General features: G+C 66.8%; 3 protein-coding genes. 1 reads left to right on the top strand and 2 read right to left on the bottom strand.

Annotation, left to right across the window (positions count from 1 at the left end; genetic code table 11):
- Nucleotides 1-790 (bottom strand): alpha/beta fold hydrolase (locus AC1VAN_RS18500; protein ID WP_480986408.1); only part of this gene is annotated, 790 nt, incomplete at its 3' end.
- Nucleotides 787-1,749, bottom strand: coding sequence for a ferrochelatase (hemH, locus tag AC1VAN_RS18495; RefSeq protein ID WP_032977539.1), 963 nt, complete (start codon nt 1,747-1,749; stop codon nt 787-789). The genes AC1VAN_RS18500 and hemH, both read right to left, overlap by 4 nt.
- Before the next feature lie 166 nt (nt 1,750-1,915).
- Between hemH and AC1VAN_RS18490 the strand changes: the two genes are divergently transcribed.
- The coding region (locus AC1VAN_RS18490; RefSeq protein ID WP_480986407.1) for a lipid-binding SYLF domain-containing protein at nt 1,916-2,445 on the top strand (530 nt) is incomplete at its 3' end.

The following is a 2,445-nucleotide window of genomic DNA, read 5'->3' as shown; positions in this document are numbered from 1 at the left end:
TGTGCAGGTGATGGTTGCCGGGGAATACCGCCAGGCGGCCATCACGCAGATGCTGCAGGCGCTCGCTGCGCATCGGCTCGGGATAATACGACTGTGCAGGCGTGGCATAGATCACCTGGGTAGGACAGGTGATGGCCTGCAGCAGGTTGTCGATCTGGCCTTCGCTGAGGCGGATCGCGGTGGGCAGCATCAGGCGCGGATCGCTGCACCAGCGATAGCCGCCTTCGACCGGCTCGACACCGCGTTCGACCAGCAGGCGTGCGCAGCCTTCGCTGAGCTGGTTGGTCATCATCCGCGCCCGGATCGGTGCAGCCAGATCCGGGAACACGCGCAGCTGCTTGCGTGCCAGTGCTCGGGTGGCGTCGACGTGCTCGCGCAGGCGGCTGGCAGTTTCTTCCTCCGGCCCGCGCAGGCCGCCGAGTGCCTCGATGGCGACCAGCCGTTCGATGCGATCACTGACCGCTGCGGCGAGGCTGGCGATGCCGGCACCCATCGAATGGCCGATCAGGGTGAACCGGTCCCAGCCCAGTGCATCGGCGACATCGAGGACATGGGTGATTGCTGCTGGCGTGGTGTACACCGCCCCGATCGGCAGATGCGCGCTGTGGCCGTGCCCGGGCAGATCGATCGCCACCAGGTCCAGGTGCGGCAGATGCGGCGCCAGCGGAACGAAGCTGGCCGCATTGTCGAGCCAGCCGTGCAGGGCCAGCGCCCGCGGACCCTTACCCGGCCGGCGCAGGCCGGCGACACGGACGCCCGCRACCTGCAGCTCAAACGGCTGCAGGCTCATGCCAGCGACGCCACGGCCAGCCGAGCCAGTGCGCGGGCGTGATCCGGTGCGGCGTTGAGGCAGGGGATATAGCGCATCTGTGCGCCGCGCTCGGCCAGTGTTTCGGTGAAGCCCATGGCGACTTCTTCCAGTGTTTCCAGGCAGTCGGTGGCAAACCCGGGGCAGACGACGTCGATCTGTTTCACCCCCGCTTCGGCCAGCTCCCACAGGCTGGGCTCGGCGTAGGGCTGCAGCCAGCGTTCGCGGCCGAAGCGCGACTGGTAACCCATCTGCCAGTCGTCCGCGCCCAGGCCCAGTGCTGCGGCGATCGCGCGCGCACTGGCCTCGCAGCGCTGCGGATAGGGATCGCCGGCATCGGCAAGGCGCTGCGGAATGCCATGGAAGGAGAACATCAGCTTCTGGCCGCGACCCTGCTGCTGCCAGTAGCGCTGGATCGAGCCGGCAACGGCGGCGACCCAGTCCGGATCGATCGAATAGTCCTGCACCAGGCTGACGGTGACCTGTGGGTTCCTGCGCTGCCAGGCATCCACACGATCCTCGACCGAGGCCGTGGTGGTGGTCGAATACTGCGGATACAGCGGCAATACCACGATGCGGCGCACGCCCTCGGTGGCCAGCCGATCCAGTTCGGTGGTGAGCGCGGGTTCGCCGTAGCGCATCGCGTGGCGTACGCGCAGCGTCGGCAGCAATGCTTGCATCGCCTGCGCCAACTGGCGGGTGTGGACCATCAGCGGCGAGCCTTCCGGCAGCCACACCTGGGCGTACTTGGCGGCTGAACGGCTGCTGCGCAGCGGCAGTATCAGACCGCGCAGCAAGGGCTGCCACAGCAGTGCCGGCAGCGAGACCACGCGCCGGTCGGACAGGAATTCGGCCAGATAACGGCGAACGGCGGGGGCCGTCGGCGTCTCGGGYGTGCCTAGGTTGACCGCCAGTACGGCGGTATCGGGTGCGTCGAGCATGGGCGGTATTGTCGCCGATTCCATCGTCACGTCGGCATGCAGGGTTCGGATGGATGTCATCGATGAGGCCAATATGAGCAGGCAACGCTCATTGGGGATTCATCACAACACTACTAATTTCAGTCACTTGCTATATCTTCCTATGGACTGACTTCTGGAGCCTGCCATGCGTCGCCCGATCCAAGCCCTGCTGATCGCCGCCAGCCTGCTGTCCAGCCAGGCCATGGCCGGACCGCAGGAAGACCAGCGCGCCCGCAACGCGGTGCGTGTACTGGCTGAAATCCAGGGAATCCCTGAACAGGGCATTCCGGACAAATTGCTCGACGAAGGCCGCGCGGTCATCGTCATTCCCGACACGATCAAGGCCGGTCTGGTGATCGGCGGCCGTCGTGGCCACGGCCTGATGTCGGTGCGCATGCCCAATGGTGCGTGGTCCAACCCGGTATTCATCAAGCTCACCGGCGGCAGCATCGGCTTCCAGGCCGGTGTGCAGTCCTCCGACGTTGTGCTGGTGTTCCGCAACGACCGCAGCCTGGACAACCTCGTCAACGGCAAGTTCACCCTCGGCGCCGATGCCGGTGTGGCCGCCGGTCCTGTGGGCCGCAATGCCGCCGCCGCCACCGATGGCCAGCTGAAGGCCGAGATCTGGTCGTGGTCGCGCGCCCGCGGCCTRTTCGCTGGCGTGGCCCTGGATGG

The organism is Stenotrophomonas sp. 05L44_2, assembly GCF_056665995.1.
The sequence above is the reverse complement of the archived record's forward strand: the minus strand, read 5'-3'. Positions and strand labels throughout refer to the sequence as shown.